A 17,066-nucleotide genomic window follows, 5' to 3' on the forward strand; every position below is an offset into this window, starting at 1 on the left:
GACCATCAACCTCAAGCGGGCCGGCACCATCGCCGCTCCGCTGCAGGTCAACCTGGAGGTCAAGAACGACTCCGACAAGGCGGTCTCCGCCGTCCAGGCTTTCGTCGAGCAGTACAACTCGCTGATCGATTTCCTGCGCGACAAGACCAGCTACGACAAGGACAAGAAGGTCGGCGGGACCCTCTTCGGGGATGCCGGGGCCTACCAACTCATGTCGTCGCTGCGCCAGTCGGTGACCTCTTCGGTGCCGGGCCTACCGGCGACGATGAACAACCTGGCCCAGGTCGGTATAACCACGGGTGCCTATGGCAGCGTCGACGGGAAACTCGGCAAACTGACCTTCGACTCCCAGAAGCTTCGCGACAAGCTCGACACCGATCGCGATTCGGTGGCCAAACTCTTCGGCGCCCAGCGGGTCAACGTCGCCGCCAACATCACCAACGTGACCGCCTCTACCACGGCGGCCGGCAGCTACGCGCCGGCCGACGTGACCAACGGCGACACCACCGCGGCCCGCTTCGGGACACCCGGCGGCGGTTGGATGGGCGGTACGGCCTTGAATGGGCTAACCACCGAGTACCTCACCATCAACCTTCCCACCAGCCAGACCATCGACGAGGTGCGGGTCTTCACCCTTGACTCGACGGCCTACCCGGCCGCGACATACGGAATCAAGGATTACCGGGTCCAGTATTGGGATAGCGGGACCTCCGCCTGGAAGGATGCGGCTACGGTCAGTGGCAATACGCTCGGGGTCGTCGCCTCCACCTTCGAACCCGTTAGCACGACGGCCATCCGCCTGGCCATCACCGGCACCAACGCCGCCGACAAGTTCGCCCGGGTCCTGGAGGTCGAAGCCTACCAAAAGAACCTCGGGGCCGCCGTCCGAAGCTACGACCTGGCCTACGGCTACACCAAGAGCGGCGGGATCATCCCCGGCCGTCAGGATGGTGTGAACAGCCAGGTCAAGCGGATCGACAAGCAGCTCGAGCGGCTCGAGGTGCGGCTCAAGAAGCGCGAGGAGACCCTGCGGAACCAATTCACCAGCCTGGAGAAGGCTCTCTCGAAGATGCAGTCCGAAAGCTCGTACATGGCCAGCCAGTTGAAACAGCTTGGCTAGGCTCCCGACCCATCGTCGTCCGGGGTAGAGCCGGACCATCTCCTGTCAGACAAGTGGGGTGCAGTCGCCGTGTACTTAAGCCCTTCCGAGCAATACCGCAGTACCCAGATAGAGACGGCCAGTCCGGAGAGACTCCTGATCCTTCTCTACGACGGGGCCATCAGGTCGCTCAATCACGCCAGGGTCGCCATCGATGAGCGCAACCGCCAGAAGGCCAACCGCTCTTTCCAGAAGGCTCAGGCGATCATCACCGAGCTTCAGGGCGTCCTGGACATGAGTGTGGGAGAGATCGCCAAGAACCTCTACGCACTGTATGATTACTTCACCCGCCGGCTCATCGAGGCCAACATCAAGCAGGACGGGGCCATCGCCGGCGAGGTCCTGGAGCATCTCAAGGACCTCAGGAGCGCCTGGAAACAGGCCATCGTCCTGAACGCCTCGACCGGACGCCCGGTCTCGCTGGCCAACGTCAGCGGTTAGGGCGGCTCACAGAACGCACGGGGGGTGCCGATCTTCCTTGACCACCGCAGAGGCCTGGCGCGAAACCCAAGAAGAATACAACGAACTCCTGCGGATCAATCAGGCCATTCCCGGGGTGGCCGCGTCCGACGACGTCACCGGCCTGCTTGAACTGTTGGAGAGGCGCTCGGCGGTGGTCGCCCGCGTCCAGGAGCTCAGCCAGGGTCTCGGCGACCCGTCCCGCCTACCGCCGAAAGCGGCCAAGGGGCTGGCCGACGTCATCCGGCAGACCCTGGAGGCCGATGCCCGCTGCGAGGTGGCCATCCGCCTCGGCATGGAGCGCCTTCGCGAAGGTCTCAAGGATATCGAGCGCGGTCTGGAGACAGGACGGGCCTACCGTCGGGTCAACGGGGACCGGCCGCCGACCGCACGCTTCATAGACCAGGTCAGGTAGGAGGGACCGGACCTTGGCCGTGGCCAGAGGTTCTTATCCAGGAGGCCCCGTCGCGTTCACCGCCGGGGTCTCCGGTCGCAACCAGAGTGAGACCGCCCGCTTCCTGGCCGAATTCGGGCTCAGGAACCTGGACGACCTCAAGGCTTACATCCGTCGCCTGGAGACGGCCGTCAACGTGTCGGCCCTGGCCGACTCGCTGCCGGCCGCGGCCGGCGAGGGCGTGTCCATCGTCGGCTCCGGCGGGAGGATCCTCCGGGCCGACGGCGCCTTCGCCGAGAAGCGCGGCCTGCCGGCCGAGGCCCTGACCGGGAGGGACGTCCGCCAGGTCCTCGAGGAGATCGCCGCTGGTTCCCCCCGGGTCGCTCCGAAGAGGAACGGCGAGGGGGATTCCGCCGACGAGGCCACCGGCCTGGCCGCCATCCACGGCCACTCGAAGGAGATCCAGAAGGCCAAGCAGCTCGCCCAGAAAGCGGCGGCGACCGACCTGACCGTCCTGATCACCGGCGAGAGCGGCACCGGCAAGGAGCTCTTCGCCAAAGCCATCCATCAGATGAGCCCGCGGTCGACCCGGCCGTATGTCGCCATCAACTGCGCGGCCATCCCGGAGAGCCTGATGGAGGCGGAGATGTTCGGGTACGCCTCGGGGGCCTTCACCGGCGCCAAGCGCGGCGGCAACCCGGGCAAGTTCGAGCAGGCCCACCGGGGAACCATCTTCCTCGACGAAGTCGGCGACCTGGCTTCGCTCCTCCAGGGTAAGCTCCTCCGGGTCCTCCAGGACGGGGAGATCGAGAAGATCGGGGCGACCACCCCGTTCAACGTCGACGTCCGGGTGATCACCGCGACGAACAAGAAACTGTCGTCGATGGCCGAGACCGGGCGGTTCCGGAGAGATCTGTATTACCGGCTGAACGTCCTCCGCATCCACCTGCCGCCCCTCCGCGAGCGGCCCGAAGACATCCCGCTCCTGGCGACGATCTTCCTTGACCGGTTCAACCGGCGTTACGCCGGCCTGGCCCCGAGGTCGATCACCTCCGAGGCATTGGACGTCTTGACCCGCTACAGCTGGCCGGGTAACGTCCGGGAACTGCAGAACACCCTGCGCAGCGTGTTCTCCCTGGAGGACGCCAGGGAGATCAAGCCCGAGCACCTCCCGCCGCACCTCCGCCAGCTCGCCCGAGTACCCCGGGGACTGGGCCAGAAGAGCCTGGAGAAGGTGGTCGAGGAGGTCGAGCGGGAGATGATCCTCGAGGCCCTCAGGGCCACCGGAAACAACCGGGCCAAGAGTGCCCGTCTCCTCGGTCTGCCCCGCTCCAGCTTCTACGAGAAACTCGACCGCTACGAGCTGGCCCGGGCGATCCCCGATGATACCGCCGGCGACTGAGGCCGCGACCAGCCGCGGGATGGCCCGGGGGCGCATTCCGAGACCGCCAATTTTCGACAAAATGGGTCTAAGAAAGAGACTGTCCGGTTACTGGACAGTCCTTTGTCTGGGCCGCAAGGGCCCATACGACAAGCAGTGCCGGGGTAGGCCACGGCGGGTGTCCGGGCCCTGGACGGCCGGGGCGGGGGGTCGCTCTCGAGACGCACAAGGCCCTGGTAAAGAGGGGTTATTTCGATGATCTCGATTGGCACGCCTCTTGCTGATCCCCAGGATTCGACGGGAAGCCGCCCCGGACCACCTGCTCGGACGGCCGGCCTCGGATTCTCGGATCCTCCCGGGGCTCCAACATCAGGAAAGGAGGGCGGCCAAGAGAACCTGGTTTCCCGCAAGCCGTGCTTGGTTGCGGGACTGATGGACCAGAGATCTGTTTCCGAAAAAGGCAAACCCGTCTAAAGGCGGGGACGCAAAACTACGGGTCTTCCGCCGGCCAAGGGGCCGGCAATGACGGCCGAGTTGCCGGAAGCTGCTCCTAGGGGCTCGCCTGGCAATTGGCCTGAGGCGGGCTTTAGTGTTCTCTCCTCTCAGCTACTCATGGGAGGTAGGCCTGGAACAGATGACTAGAGAGCGGTTTCTACGCGTCTACATTGGCACCGTGGTCGCCTGCGGGGCCGCCGCCCTTGGATACACCGCGGCGGTCGTTCCCATCAAGGATGTTGCCGGAGTGATCTTCTTCTTCATCGCCGCCGGCGCCACCGCCCTGATGCCGGTCGCCCTGGCCAAGAACAGCACGATCAACGTTGGGTTCGCCCTGACCTTCGCGGCCATCCTGCTCTTCGGGGTGCCGGGGGGGACGTGGATCGCCATGGCCGGCGCCCTGGCCGGGTCCCTCTATCCGAAGGTCTTCAAGCTGGACAAGCTCCTTTTCAACGTCGGGTCGGTGGCCCTCTCGGGCTTCCTGGCCGGCCTCGTCAACGAGCTCGCCCTCGACTACCTGGCCGGCGCCCCGTTCTACGTCGTCAGGTACGTCGCCGTCCCGCTGGTTTACTTTCTGAGCAACAGCGCCTTCGCGTCCTTCGTCATCAGCCTGGTGAGAAACGAAGCGGCCCTCCGGATCTGGTTTGACAAGTACCGTTGGCTGGCTCCGAACTACCTGCTCCTGGCCCCGTTCGGAGCGGCCTTCGCCCAGGTCTACCTAGGCACCGGGCTCCTCGGGGTGACCGTCTTCCTCCCGCCCCTGCTGATGGCGAGGTACTCCTTCCAGCTATATACGGAAAAGACGAAAGAGGTGGAGCAGAGCCTTCAGAAGGTCAAGGAGCATGCGGCGGTCATCGAGAGCAAGAACGTCGAGCTGAACCGCCGGATCGGCGAGCTCTCGGCCCTCCACAAGTCGGCCACGGCCATCGGGTCGACCCTTAACCTGCACGAGCTGCTCGACCTGATCATCGACCTGAGCGCCAAGACCATCGGCTTCTCCATCGGGTTCCTGATGCTGATTCAGGGTGACACCAACCGGGTCAGCTTCGAGATCGTCCGTGGCTTCGACGAAGGCGATGACGCCGGCTACCTGGACCGCGAGGCCTGCCTGGAGGCGGCCCTCCACACCGCCCGGACGCAGCAACTCTACACCCTCTCGCCGATCGACAAGGTGATCAGCATCAGACACTACCGGGAGAACCGCACGCCCGAAGACACCCTGGTTTTCGTGCCGCTGGTGGTCAACGGCTCGACCCTCGGGGTGATGGGCCTGACCTGCTCGCAGGAGTCCCTCAAGCAGCAGGAAGACGTCCTCTCGATCTTCGCCTCGCAGGCCGCGGCGGCCATCGCCAACGCCAAGCTGTATGAGTCGACCGAGCAGGCGGTGGTCACCGACGGGATCACCGGTTTATACAACCATCGGCATTTCCAGGAACTCCTCGACACCGAATTGGAGCGGGCCCGAACCCAGAACTACCCGGTCTCCTTGCTGCTGGTCGACACCGACTACTTTAAGGTCATCAACGACAGCTACGGGCACCCAGTCGGGGACGAGTTGCTCCGGGAGATGGCCGGGGCGATCCGGTCCTGCCTGCGGACGACCGACCTGACCTGCCGCTACGGCGGAGACGAGTTTGCGGTGATCCTCTCCGGGGCCGACGTCCATACGGCCGGGGAGATCGCCGACAAGATTCGCCGGACCATCGCCAATCGGCACTTCATCGTGGCCGATGGGATTCCGGTGAGCACCACGGTGAGCATCGGGGTATCGACCTTCCCGAAGAACGCGACCGAGAAGAAGGCCCTCATCGACCTCGCCGGTCGGGCCGCTTACCACGCCAAGGAACACGGGCGCAACCTGGTCTCGGCGATCGAGGCGGTCCAGAACCAGAACGAAGTCCCGGCCGGATTGAGCGTCACCAGGGCCCTCGACCCCGAGTCCTACCTCGGGATGATGAACACCGCCTACATCGACACCATCAGGGCCCTGTCCTACCTGGTCAACGCCAAGGACCCGTACACCTACGGCCATTCCTGCCGGGTGGAGAGTTACGTCGTCAAGATCTCGCGGGCCCTCGGGCTGCCCGAGGAGGACACCCGGAACATCCAGCGGGCCGCGCTGCTTCACGATATCGGCAAGGTCGGGATCGACGAGGGCATCCTCCGCAAGGAAGGGCCCCTGACCCGGCTCGAGTACGAGGTGATGAAGCAACACCCGCAGATCGGGGCCCAGATCCTCGAACGAGTCGACTTCCTCAAGGAGTTGGCGCCCCTCGTCTACCATCACCAAGAGATGTACGACGGGGGTGGTTACCCAAGCGGTCTGAAGGGCACCGACATCCCCCTCGGGGCGAGGATCATCGCCGTGGCCGACGCCTACGAGGCGATGACCAACAACCGTCCCTACCGCCAGCGGAGAACGCCCGCGCAGGCCCTGGAAGAGCTGAGGAAATGCTCGGGCAAGCAGTTTGACCCGGAGATCGTCGAGGCCTTCGTCAAGATCGTCGCCCCTGAATTGGTCGAAGTCGAGGGCGTGGAGGTGGCCACCGGGTGAACCTCACCTGACCGATGACACCAACATGGTGATCGCTGTCAACCCCGAACCGGGGAGAGCAAGACGGTTGACGCTTCGACCATCCTCTGGTCGGACACCATCCTCTGGAGCGAGAGGGTCATGGTCAACGGGGAATAGTCGCCGCTCCTCTACACCAAGAAGCAGCAAGAGGGCGGTTTCCGCCGAGTCTACACGTCGCGAGTGGCCCTGCTCGTTCGGGAGCAGGGCTTTTAGCTGTCTGGGGGGCCCAAGAGGGGGCGGGCGGAACGGCCGGGCGCCCGGCCGGGTCACGGTGGCGACCCACCAAAAGGGGCTAAAGCTTGGGCGGGTCTTTGCCGACAATGATAGTGGGCGCTTAGTCGGCGGCCGCGCAATCCCTCTCGGGCCCACCCGAGCGGCCCGGCCGGCCGGCCGAGCCCAATGATGACGCGACAGGCCGGCCCCCGTCCGGCGTAAGGAGGTCGTCTAAAGGCAATGCAGGCTGAACAGCAGCAGGTGGCCACGGAAGACAAATACGTCGTCTTCCAACTGGGTGGCGAGGCCTACGGGGTCGACATCAACAAGGTCCAGGACATCAACCCCATGACCAAGATCACCCAGGTACCAAGGGCTCCCGAGTTCGTTGAGGGGATCATCAACCTACGTGGGCGGGTCATCCCCGTGATCGACCTGCGCAAGCGCTTCGGGCTTCCCCCCCAGGACCACACCAGGTCGACCGTGATCGTCGTCGTCGAGGTCGAGGGGAACACCATCGGGGTCATCGTCGATGCGGTCTCCGAGGTCCTTCCGATCCCGCGGGGCGTGGTCGAACCCCCGTCGCCCTTCATCGCCGGCGTCGACTCCGACTACCTGCGCGGGGTGGCCAAGCTGGAGGATCGGCTGATCATCCTGCTCGACCTGGAGAAGGCCCTGAACAGGCAAGAGAAAAACGACCTCAAGGACAAGCGCTTCTTCCAGCCGGCCGCCGTCGAGAAGGTCGTCTGAGGCGGGATCGCCCCCGCGGCCCGACAGGTGGAACCGCCGAGCGTCCCCCGCCGTCCGGGCGCCGGCCACTCGAGCGGTCGAGCCCGGCCGGAACCGCAGAAAGACCGATAGACCAGCCCCGTAACCAGGTGGGTAGACACGGGAGATGAACTAGTCCTATGGCCCAGAGCCTCGACATCACCCCGGAAGATCTGAAGGTCTTCCTCGAAGAAGCCGAAGAGCAGCTCCAGCTGCTCGAAGGGGACATCGTCAAGCTCGAGAAGAGCGAGGACGCTGAGCTACTGCAGGAGATCTTCCGGGCGGCGCACACCCTCAAGGGATCCTCGGCGACGCTGGGCCATCAACCGATGGCCCAGCTGACCCACGCCATGGAGAACGTCCTTGACAAGCTGCGCAAGAAGAAGCTCGCCGCCAGCATGGACGTCGTCAACCTGCTCTTTGAGTGCCTCGACCTGCTCCGGGCGATGAAGGACGACATCGCCGACGGCCGCGAGACCGTCATCGACCTCGGCCCTGTCTTGACCAAGCTGGCCTCGGACTTCGGGGTGCCGGCCGCCCAGACCGCGGGCGGGGGAGCGTCCGGGGCGCCTCCGGAGATCGCCCCCGGCAATCCCACCGAGCCGGCCCCGGCCGGTCGGGACGCGATTGAAGTGGCCCGGGAGTTCGCCTCCGGGCTCAACGATACTGAACGGGCCCAGCTGGTCTCGGGCATGGCCCAGGGGGTCCAGGCCGTCCATTGCCGGGTGGCCTTCATCCCCGACTGCCTGATGACCTCCGTCCGCGCCTACCAGGTCCTCCTAGCCCTGGGGGAGATGGGCGAGGTGATCAAGAGCTTCCCCAGTCCCGAAGACATCGAGGCCGAGCGGGTCGGCCACGAGATCGCCGCCCTCCTCCTGACCCTGGAAGAGAAGGCGCACGTCGAGGGGACCCTGAAGGCCATCGGCGACGTCGAGTCGGCGGTCGTCTCGGTCGCCCAGGCCGCCCCCGGCGACGTCCAGCCGACCCGAGAGCCGACCCCCGCGCCGGAATCCGGCCGCGAGTCTCAGGCCTCCAAGAAGGGGGCGACCACCGTCCGGGTGGACGTCAACCTCCTGGACAACCTGATGAACCTGGTCGGCGAACTGGTCATCGACCGGACTCATCTGGCTCAGATCATGGGCCGCACCGAGCAGGGACGAGGCCTGGCGGAGGCGTCCGACGATCTGGTCCGGACCTCGGCCCACATCGGCCGGGTCACCACCCAGCTCCAGGAAGAGATCATGAAAGCCCGGATGCTGCCCATCGAGAACCTTTTTAAGAAATTCCCGAGGATGGTTCGGGACCTGGCCCTGAAAGCCAGGAAGGAGATCGATTTCGTCATCGAGGGCCAGGAGACCGAGCTCGACCGGTCGGTCATCGAGGAGATCGGCGACCCGCTGATGCACCTCCTCCGGAACTCCGTCGACCACGGGCTGGAGAGCCCCGAGGAGCGGCTGGCGGCCGGCAAGCCGCGGACCGGCACGGTCCGGCTGGCGGCCGAGCATTCCGAGAGCCACATCATCATCACTGTCAGCGACGACGGCCGGGGGATCGACCTGGACAAGGTCAAGGCCTCGGCCGTCCGCAAGGGCCTGATCAGCGAAGCCGCGGCCAAGCGGCTCAGCGACAAGGAGGCCCTGGACCTCATCTTCGTCTCCGGTCTGTCGACGGCCCAGGCCGTGACGGAAGTCTCCGGCCGGGGCGTCGGCATGGACGTCGTCCGCAAGAACATCGAACGGCTGAACGGGTCGATCGAAGTGGTGACGAACCTGGGCCTTGGGACCGAGACCAGGATCAAGCTCCCCTTGACCCTGGCCATCGTCCGGGCACTCCTGGTCTCCCTGGGTTCCAGCGTCTTCGCCATTCCGTTGACCTCGGTCTCGGAGACCATCCGGTTGACGGCCCAGGCGATCAAGACGATCAGACGCAAGGAGGCCATCGTCGTTCGGGATTCGGTCCTGCCCCTGGTCCGCCTGGCCAAGGTCTTCGGCATGCCTGAGGCCGCTGACCGGTCGAGCCAGTACGTGGTCGTCGTCAGCAGCAACGGGCAGCGGCTCGGGCTGGTCGTCGACGGCCTCGTCGGGGAGCAGGAAGTCGTCATCAAGAGTCTGGGCGGCTTCATCGGCAACATCACCGGGCTGTCCGGGGCGACCATCCTCGGCGAGGGCGACGTCGCGCTGATCATCGACGTCGGCAGCCTGGTCAAGTCGGAGACCAACCTGCGGATGGGTCTGGTCAGCTGAACCGCGAGCCGGACGGACGAAAGGAATCGAAGGAATGCAGAAGCTGACCGAAATGTCCCGGGAGAAATACCGGAAAGCCAGACAGGTGGTGGCCGACGGCATCCGGCGGGCCGGCCGGGCCCTGTCCGACCTGGTCGGGAAGGAGATCACGACCGGGTCGCCGGCGATCAAGCTGGTGCCCTTGCGAGACGTGCCCGGGCTGGCCGGGGGTCCGGAGGCCGTGGTGGCCGCGGCCTACCTGGCAGTCTCCGGCGACATCACCGCCCATATCGTCCTCTGCTTCGACCTGCCGAGCGCCCACAAGCTGGCCGGCCTGCTGCTCGACAGCGAGGCCGGCGACCTGGCGTCGACCGAGTTCTCGAAGATGGCCCGGTCGGCCCTCGGGGAGACCGGCAACGTCACCTGCTCATCCCTGCTGAACGCCTTGTCGGACCACACCGGCCTGACCATCCGACCCTCGATCCCGGTTCTCGTCGTCGACATGGCGGGGGCCATCCTCAGCGCCATCCTGGCCGAACTCGGCCCGGCGGGCGACGAAGCAATGCTCATTGAAACCGTCTTCGGCCAGGCGGAGGATTCCGTCAACGGATACCTCTTCCTCCTGCCCAACCCGGAGAGTCTCAAAACTATCATCCGACACCTGGGAGCCGTGCCCTCATGCCCGAGCGCATCGTAGCGATAGGCCTTGGTGAGTTCAGCATCTCGAGCGACCCGGATACCGTCCTGGTCGGATACGGGCTGGGGTCCTGCATCGGGGTGGTCATGTACGATCCCGAGGCGAGGACCGGCGGGATGGCCCACGTCGTCCTGCCGGAGAAGCTCGGCAACGGGGGCGATGACGCCGGGGCGAAGTGCGCCGACTCGGGCGTCGACCGCCTCCTGACCGAACTGGAACGGGCCGGGTGCAAGCGCTCGCGCCTGGTGGTCAAGCTGGCCGGCGGGGCGCAGCTCCTGTCCCTGCCCTTGAACGGCCATCACTGGGACATCGGCGAGCGTAACATCGTCGCCGTCAACGAAGCCCTCCGCCGCAGCGGATTGGCGACCGTCAAGGCCGACGTCGGCGGCGGGTACGGGCGGACGATGCGTTTCTCGATCGGTAGCGGTCGGGTGACCGTTTCCACCGTCGGTCGGGGAGAACAGGTTCTTTAGGCCGGCCGCACCGGCCGACTCGAGGCCGCCTCGAGGCCCGCATTTGCCGAAAGGGGATGTCTCAAGTTGCCGAAGGTGCTACTGGTGGACGACGCCGACTTCATGCGGATGAGGAGCGCCAAGCTCCTAACGGAGAACGGCTATGAGGTCTCCGAAGCCGAGAACGGCCAGGTCGCCATATCCAAGTACGAGCTGGTCAAGCCGGACGTCGTCCTGATGGACATCACCATGCCGGTGATGGACGGCATCACCGCGGTGAAGGAGATCAAGGGGCGGGACCCTGAGGCGAAGATCGTCATGTGCAGCGCCCTGGGGCAGCAGACCATGGTCCTCGAAGCGCTCAAGGCCGGGGCCAGGGACTTCATTGTCAAGCCCTTCCAGCCGGATAAGATCTTGGCCACCGTCAAGAAGTTCGCCGGGTGATCACCGTGACCGAACGTATCCGGGCGCTGGTCGTCGACGACTCCGCCTTCATGCGTAAGGTGATCAGCGACCTGCTGGCCGCCGACCCCGACATCGAGGTCATCGGGACGGCCCGGGACGGGCTGGACGCCCTCGACAAGATCAAGCTGGAGAAGCCCAACGTCGTCACGCTGGACGTTGAGATGCCGCGGATGGACGGACTGGCCACCCTCGAGCACCTGATGGCCGAGTGCCCCGTCCCGGTGGTGATGGTCTCCAGCCTGACCAAGGAGGGCGCCGACACCACGGTCGAAGCCCTGTCCCTGGGGGCCGTCGACTTCGTGGCCAAGCCGTCCGGGACCATCTCGCTGGACATGGCCAAGGTCCGCGAGGAGATGGTCCAGAAGGTCAAGCTGGCCTCACGGGCCAGGCTGTCGGGCCTCTCCCGGCGCAGCCTGTGGCGCGAACGGGTCCGCGGCCAGAAGGGCGAGCCCCCGCCGGTCAAACCCCGCGAGCCCGGGCAGGGGATCCGGCCGGGCGCGGACCGGGCGCCGGTGGTCGGTCGACCGGCCGACCGGCTGGTGGTCATCGGCAGTTCTACCGGCGGGCCGGGGGCCCTCCACGAGATCTTCCCGGACCTGGCCGCGGACACCAAGGCGGGGTTCCTGGTCATCCAGCACATGCCCCCCGGGTTCACCCGGAGCCTGGCCGAACGACTGAACGAGATCTCCCCGCTGAGCGTGCGGGAGGCCGTCGAGGGCGATGTCCCCATGGCCGGCACGGCCCTCTTAGCCCCCGGCGGGTATCACCTGGTCCTCACCCCCGAGCGGTCGGTCGCCCTCAATCAGGACCCCCCGCAGCACGGGGTCAGGCCGAGCGTCGACGTGACCCTCCTGTCCGCCGTCGAGCTCTATCGAGACCGCTGCGTCGGGGCCATCCTTACGGGGATGGGGTTCGACGGGGCGAAGGGGATGGCCGCCCTCAAACGGGCCGGCGGCCGGACCCTGGCCGAGGACGAGGCCAGCTGCGTGGTTTACGGGATGCCGAGGGCCGTAGTCGAGATGGGCAACGCCGATCGGGTCGTCCCCCTGGAAGAGGTAGCCGCGGTGATCAACCAGCTGGCCGCGGGCATTGACCCCAAAGCCTGGACTGACGGAGGTCCGTGACGGCCGATGGAAGCCGACTACAACTACTTCTGCAATCAGGTCGAGAAGCTCACCGGGATCCATCTTGCCTCATACAAGCGCCCCCAGATGGAACGCCGTCTGAAGGCATTCATGGGGCGCCTCGGGGTCGATTGTTATGTCTCCTTGACCCGACTGATGGAGAAGGACGAAGGCCGGCTCAAGGAATTCAAGGACTTCCTGACCATCAACGTCTCCGACTTCTTCCGAAACACCGACAAGTTCGATGAGCTCCGGGAGCGCTTCTTAAGGCCGGCCGCCCAGTGCGGCCAGCACCTGCGGATCTGGAGCGCCGGCTGCTCCAACGGCTCTGAGCCTTACTCCCTGGCGATCATCCTCGAGGAACTGGGGTCGCCCCACGGCCACACCATCTGGGCGACCGACATCGACGAGGAGATCCTCAGGCGGGCCAAGGCCGGGCGCTACCGCGGCTATGAAATCCGCAACGTCGACCGGGCCAGGCGGGACAGGCACTTCGCCCAGACCGGCCCGGATGAGTGGACCATCGGCGAGCGCTTCCAGCAGAGGGTGGAGTTCAGCTACCATAACTTGCTCGACCCGACCTTCCCGTCGGGCTTCGACCTGATCCTCTGCCGGAACGTCGTCATCTACTTCACTGAGGACGCCAAGGACGAGCTGTACCGGAAGTTCAGCCAAAGCCTGAAGCCATCAGGGGTGCTCTTTGTGGGCGGGGCGGAAAGCATCTTCAAGGCCCAGGAACTCGGGCTCGAGAGCGTCGCTCCCTTCTTCTACCGCAAACGGGCGGCCTGACCAAAGTTAGGAGGCCCAACAGACCAATGATGAGACGAACGCCTCTCGCCGAGGTCAGGGCGGGGATGCGGTTGGCCCGCCCGGTCTACAACCAGCAAGGGACCCTGGTCATCCCGGTCGGCACCGAGGTCAGCGAAGGCCACCTCAGACGGTTGGCCGAGACCGGGTTCAAGGAAGTCTTCATCGACGACCCGAGCGTCCCCGACGTCGCCGTCCAGGAGGCCATCTCCGAGACCACCAAGGCGGCCGCCCTCGAGGTCCTGGCCGAACTCTTCAACAAGGCCGAGGCCGGGCAGATCAAAGGGGATTTGGGGACCCTCTACGACCGGGTCTCCCAGGTGGTCAAGGACATCCAGGACGACCTCGGTAGCCAGCGCGGGAAGCTCATTGACCCGCGGATCGAGGTCAACGGCCACGATTACCTGGCCGCCCACACCCTGGCGGTGACCGTCCTGACGATGGCCGTCGCCCGCCTGGGGAGCTTCGCCCCGAAGGTCTTCGACCTTGGCCTGGGGGCCATGCTCCACGACCTCGGGATGGCCCTCGTCCCGCGCGAACTCCGGGCCAAGCCGGAGCCCCTGAGCTCCCCAGAGAGGCTGATCGTCCACCGTCACCCTCAGGACGGCTTGAAACTGGTCGAGCAGACCCCGGCCCTGAGCGCCTTCACCAAGGTCATCATCCTGCAACACCACGAGCGGGCGGGGGGCAGCGGCTACCCGCGCGCCCTCAAGGACAAGGACATCTACCCCCTGGCCAAGCTGACCGCCATCATTGACGTCTACTCGGCCCTGTTGGCGCAACGACCCTTTCGCGAGGCTTACTCGCCCCAGCGGGCGATGGATTACATTGTCTCCGGCGCCGGGTTCGACTTCGATTTCGAGATGACCCATGAATTCTCGCTCCGCGTGGCCCCCTACCCGGTGGGGACCATCGTCACCCTGTCCACCGGTGAGCGGGGGGTGGTCCTCTCGGTCAAGGATGGTCTGGTCACCCGCCCGGTGGTCAGGGTCTTTACCGACCGGGCCGGGAAGACCACCGGTGGCTTCGCCGACGTCAACCTGTCCCAGCCCGAGCACCAGACGACGATGATCGCCGACCCCGGTCAAAGCTGAGGAGGAGCCGCCGTGAACAGCCTGGAGCACGCCAACCCGTATGTTCTAGACCTGGCCAAGAAAGGAACTGGGAGAATGAGAGTTGAGTTCATCAATCCCTTTGTCAAGGCCGCCTACGACGTCCTATTGGCGGAGGTCAAGAGCGAGATCAAGAAGGGCGAGCTGTCGATCCAGTCCTCGGCCTACACCGCCGAGGAAGTCACGGTGATGATCGGCGTCGTCGGCCAGATCCAGGGGGTCGTCCTCTACGGGATGTCCGAGCGGACGGCCAAGAACATCGTCTCGGCGATGACCGGGCAGACCGTGCCGATCTTCGACCGGATCGTCGAGAGCGCCATCGCCGAGCTCGGCAACGTCATCACCGGGCGGGCCTCGGCCGAGCTCGAGGCGGCCGGCTTCGCCTGCCGGGTGACCCCGCCGATGGTCATCGTCGGCCGTGGGGCGATCATCTCGACCATCAGCATCCAGCGCCTGGTCATCCCGGTCGAGGTCGCCAGCGGGCAGATTGAGATCAATGTGGCCCTTCGCGAGTCGGTCTAAAAAGGCAGACTCCGGCCATCCGCTTCAAGGACCGCCGGTTCCCCCATCCCGAACCGGATAACGACGTGTGAAGCAAGCGCCCGCCGGGCTTCCCGGCGGGCCTTCGCGCGTCAGCGGCGCTTCGGCCGGCCGGCCTTGGCGGTCGGCCCGGCGAACAGCGGTTTCAGCAGCGGTCTGGCGAAGGAGGGCAGGTTGGCCCAGACATACGGGCGGGCGCCTCCCCAGGTGAAGAAGAGACCGCCGGCAGCGAAGACCAGCCCTCCCACGGAGCGCACAAAGAGGAAGGGGCGGAGGGTCGACTGGACCCAGACGAAGTCATTGCCGACCACCCGCCAGCGAACGACCTCGACGGTCCCCGCGGTCAAGAGGGCGGCGCCCATCAGGGCCATCCCTGCGTTCAGGAGCCACAGCGAGAGGCCGACGTCGCGCCGGCCGGCCGCGTCGGTCGGCCGGTAGCGGTCGAGGATGAAGAGAACGAGTCCCAGGACCAGGAACCCGAAGAAGCCGCCCAGGGCCAGGTGGGCGTGGCCGGACGTGACGTAGGTGCCGTGGATGTAACGGTTGACCGTCGGAACGGTGATGGCCAGGCCGATCAGTCCGGCGCCGATGACGTTCCAGGCCACCGCTGAGAGGATGAACCAGGTCGCCCGGAGCAGGCCCCAATCGGCGGCCCCGGGGCCTGTGTCGCGGGCCGCCGAGAGGGTCAGGCGGCCGAGCATGGCGATGGGGACGACCTGGACGAAGCTGAAGACGGCGCCGACGGTGATCCAGAAGGCCGGCAGGCCGATCCAGTAATAGTGGTGGCCGGTGCCCAGGGCTCCGCTGAAGACGATCAGACCGGCCTCGAGGAGGAGCCAGCCCTCGGCGGTCCGGGCGGCCACCCCTCGGGTCCGGGCGAGCAGGGCGACGATGGCCACCGAGGCCAGGAGGTCCAGGGACCCCTCCTCCCACATGTGGACGACCCAGAACCTCATCATCTCGTCGACGGAGGGGTTGTGGTACCAGAACGTCGCCGCCAAGAGGAGCAGGCCGGAGAAGGGGACGGAGAGGGCGACGATGATCGGGACCGGCCGGAGGGCTCGGTCGGGCCGCCTGGCCAGGGTGACCAGGATGTTGACGGTGAACAGGAAGAGCCCGAGGACGATGAGTAGCTTGAAGAACCACGGCGCTTCGAGGTACTCCCGGCCCTCGGTGAAGCCGAGGGCCAGCGCCCCGATCGTCCCGATCAGGGCGGCCGCGCTCAGCCAGAACTGAGCCATGGCCAGGCGGCGGCTCCAGATGGGCGTCCGGAGATCGTGGATGAGGAAGTAGTAGGTTGCTCCCATCAGGCCGACGGCCGGCCAGAAGACGGCCAGGTTCAGGTGGATGGCCCGGCCGCGCTCGGCGGCCACCGGCATCGCCAGGTTGGGCAGGACCAGGTGGAGCGCCCCGAGGTTGGCCAGGGTCACCTGGAAGGAGAAGAACGCCAGGACGGCCAGGGCATAGGGGACGGCCACCCGGGCCGATCGGTCAAGGTCGGACGGGGAGGCGGGGGGTCCCGGGCGGTCGGCACGGGTCCGGGGATGGCGGCCGCCAGCGGTCCGACTCCCGGCGGAGCCGCCGCTCACGGTTCCGCCCCCTTCGACCGGGCCGGATTGGCGTCCCACCCGGTCGGGACCGCCGCCGTGTACCGGAACAACTCCACGACCGCCTCGGCCTCGGTCCGGGTCAGGACCAGGTGGGCCGTTTGCCTGGTCGGCCGAACGACCTTCCCGGTGGTCAGCCAGTCGACCAGCCAGGCCTCGGTCCGCCGGTCGGTCACCCGGGTCAGGTCGGGGGCGCTGTAGCCGCCGTTGCCGAAAAGGGTGTGGCACTCGACGCAGCCGGCCCGTTGCCAGGCCTCCTTGCCGGTCAGGACGGCTTCGGGGACCTCCAGGTCCAAGTGGCCGAGGCTCAACAGGTTCAGGCCGACGAAGACGGCCGCCGAGACGACGGCAACGCCGCTGAAGACGACGCCGTAGACTCGGGCCGTGCGGGTCGGAGCCCTGGTCTGTTTGGACGAAGCCCCGGTCTGTTGGGACGAAGCCGCCACGACCACCCCTCCGAGGGCATTGTCTCCGCCGCCGGGAAAGGCCATGCGTGGGGTGGAGCCAGCGCGAAGCCCGCCGTCCGGTGACCGGCCGGCTCTGGAATAGGCGGGCCTGGCGAGGGGATATTAACCGCCGAAGGGGGGTGTTTCCAA

Annotated in this window: 16 protein-coding genes and 1 riboswitch; of the genes, 14 read left to right on the plus strand and 2 right to left on the minus strand. The window is 66.3% G+C overall.

All coding sequences use genetic code 11. From position 1 onward, the window contains the following. The 14 genes from fliD to VGL40_09605 all read left to right on the plus strand — a co-directional run. Positions 1-1,120, plus strand: a 1,120-nt coding sequence (gene fliD, locus VGL40_09540; GenBank protein HEY3315499.1) for a flagellar filament capping protein FliD, incomplete at its 5' end; no start/stop codon positions are given. Between the two features lie 69 nt (positions 1,121-1,189). Continuing rightward, positions 1,190-1,600 (plus strand): flagellar export chaperone FliS, encoded by a 411-nt coding sequence (gene fliS / locus VGL40_09545; GenBank protein HEY3315500.1) that lies wholly within the window; start codon positions 1,190-1,192, stop codon positions 1,598-1,600. A gap of 37 nt (positions 1,601-1,637) precedes the next feature. Then, complete coding sequence (gene fliT / locus VGL40_09550) at positions 1,638-2,033, plus strand: flagellar protein FliT (GenBank protein HEY3315501.1); 396 nt, start codon at positions 1,638-1,640, stop codon at positions 2,031-2,033. A gap of 19 nt (positions 2,034-2,052) precedes the next feature. After that, positions 2,053-3,414, plus strand: a complete 1,362-nt coding sequence (locus VGL40_09555) for a sigma 54-interacting transcriptional regulator (protein ID HEY3315502.1) — start codon at positions 2,053-2,055, stop codon at positions 3,412-3,414. 428 nt (positions 3,415-3,842) lie between these two features. Then, positions 3,843-3,935, plus strand: a riboswitch (cyclic di-GMP riboswitch). A 92-nt stretch (positions 3,936-4,027) separates the two neighbouring features. After that, complete coding sequence (locus tag VGL40_09560) at positions 4,028-6,442, plus strand: diguanylate cyclase (GenBank protein ID HEY3315503.1); 2,415 nt, start codon at positions 4,028-4,030, stop codon at positions 6,440-6,442. 474 nt (positions 6,443-6,916) lie between these two features. Further along, positions 6,917-7,426, plus strand: coding sequence for a chemotaxis protein CheW (locus tag VGL40_09565; GenBank protein ID HEY3315504.1), 510 nt, complete (start codon positions 6,917-6,919; stop codon positions 7,424-7,426). A 158-nt stretch (positions 7,427-7,584) separates the two neighbouring features. Beyond that, on the plus strand, positions 7,585-9,687 hold the full coding sequence (locus VGL40_09570; protein HEY3315505.1) for a chemotaxis protein CheA: 2,103 nt from the start codon (positions 7,585-7,587) through the stop codon (positions 9,685-9,687). A 34-nt stretch (positions 9,688-9,721) separates the two neighbouring features. Continuing rightward, positions 9,722-10,363, plus strand: coding sequence for a chemotaxis protein CheC (locus VGL40_09575; protein HEY3315506.1), 642 nt, complete (start codon positions 9,722-9,724; stop codon positions 10,361-10,363). After that, complete coding sequence (locus tag VGL40_09580; protein ID HEY3315507.1) at positions 10,345-10,836, plus strand: chemotaxis protein CheD; 492 nt, start codon at positions 10,345-10,347, stop codon at positions 10,834-10,836. The genes VGL40_09575 and VGL40_09580 overlap by 19 nt, the downstream gene beginning before the upstream one ends. A gap of 66 nt (positions 10,837-10,902) precedes the next feature. Then, a complete protein-coding gene (locus VGL40_09585) occupies positions 10,903-11,259 on the plus strand; it encodes a response regulator (GenBank protein HEY3315508.1) in 357 nt (118 codons plus the stop codon). After that, entirely contained in the window at positions 11,256-12,404 is a 1,149-nt protein-coding gene (locus tag VGL40_09590) for a chemotaxis response regulator protein-glutamate methylesterase (GenBank protein HEY3315509.1), read from the plus strand. The genes VGL40_09585 and VGL40_09590 overlap by 4 nt, the downstream gene beginning before the upstream one ends. A gap of 6 nt (positions 12,405-12,410) precedes the next feature. Further along, a complete protein-coding gene (locus VGL40_09595) occupies positions 12,411-13,193 on the plus strand; it encodes a protein-glutamate O-methyltransferase CheR (protein HEY3315510.1) in 783 nt (260 codons plus the stop codon). A gap of 26 nt (positions 13,194-13,219) precedes the next feature. Beyond that, complete coding sequence (locus tag VGL40_09600; GenBank protein ID HEY3315511.1) at positions 13,220-14,305, plus strand: HD domain-containing phosphohydrolase; 1,086 nt, start codon at positions 13,220-13,222, stop codon at positions 14,303-14,305. Positions 14,306-14,317: 12 nt separating this feature from the next. Continuing rightward, on the plus strand, positions 14,318-14,845 hold the full coding sequence (locus VGL40_09605; protein HEY3315512.1) for a chemotaxis protein CheX: 528 nt from the start codon (positions 14,318-14,320) through the stop codon (positions 14,843-14,845). Positions 14,846-14,955: 110 nt separating this feature from the next. On the opposite strand, the gene VGL40_09610 is transcribed toward VGL40_09605, so the two are convergent. Both VGL40_09610 and VGL40_09615 read right to left on the minus strand, forming a co-directional pair. Further along, positions 14,956-16,452 (minus strand): cbb3-type cytochrome c oxidase subunit I, encoded by a 1,497-nt coding sequence (locus VGL40_09610; protein HEY3315513.1) that lies wholly within the window; start codon positions 16,450-16,452, stop codon positions 14,956-14,958. After that, complete coding sequence (locus VGL40_09615; protein HEY3315514.1) at positions 16,449-16,916, minus strand: c-type cytochrome; 468 nt, start codon at positions 16,914-16,916, stop codon at positions 16,449-16,451. Before VGL40_09615 ends, VGL40_09610 begins: the two co-directional genes overlap by 4 nt. Positions 16,917-17,066 lie beyond the last annotated feature (150 nt).

It is taken from the genome of Bacillota bacterium, from assembly GCA_036504675.1.
In the GTDB taxonomy this organism is placed as follows: domain Bacteria; phylum Bacillota; class Sulfobacillia; order JAJYWN01; family JAJZPE01; genus DASXUT01.